General features: G+C 60.6%; 1 pseudogene. It reads right to left on the reverse strand.

Going from position 1 to position 439, the window contains the following annotated elements:
• Window positions 1–2: 2 nt before the first annotated feature.
• Window positions 3–439, reverse strand: a pseudogene (istB, locus tag AC066S_RS39465) (IS21-like element ISPst3 family helper ATPase IstB); the annotation flags it as partial.

A 439-nucleotide genomic window follows, 5' to 3' on the forward strand; every position in this document is an offset into this window, starting at 1 on the left:
AATCAGAACGGCTCATCGTCCTCCGGTTCCTGGCCGCCCTTACGCTTTCGCTCCCGTGATTTGATCTTGGCCTGGGCCGCCAAGCTACTGTGTTGCAGGCGATAGGACTCGTTACCGGTTTCGACGATGTGGCAGTGGTGGGTCAGCCGATCCAGCAGGGCGGTGGTCATCTTGGCGTCGCCGAACACGCTCGACCATTCGGCGAAGCTCAGGTTGGTGGTGATCACCACGCTGGTGTGTTCGTACAGCTTGGACAGCAGGTGAAACAGCAACGCACCGCCAGCCTGGCTGAACGGCAGATAACCCAGTTCGTCGAGGATGACCAGATCCATGCGCAGCAGTGCCTGGGCGATCCGCCCGGCTTTGCCGTCGTGTTTTTCGCGCTCCAGCAGATTGACCAGATCGACCGTGGAGTAGAAGCGCACGCGCTTGCCATGCC

It is taken from the genome of Bradyrhizobium sp. CFUWI, assembly GCF_056429085.1.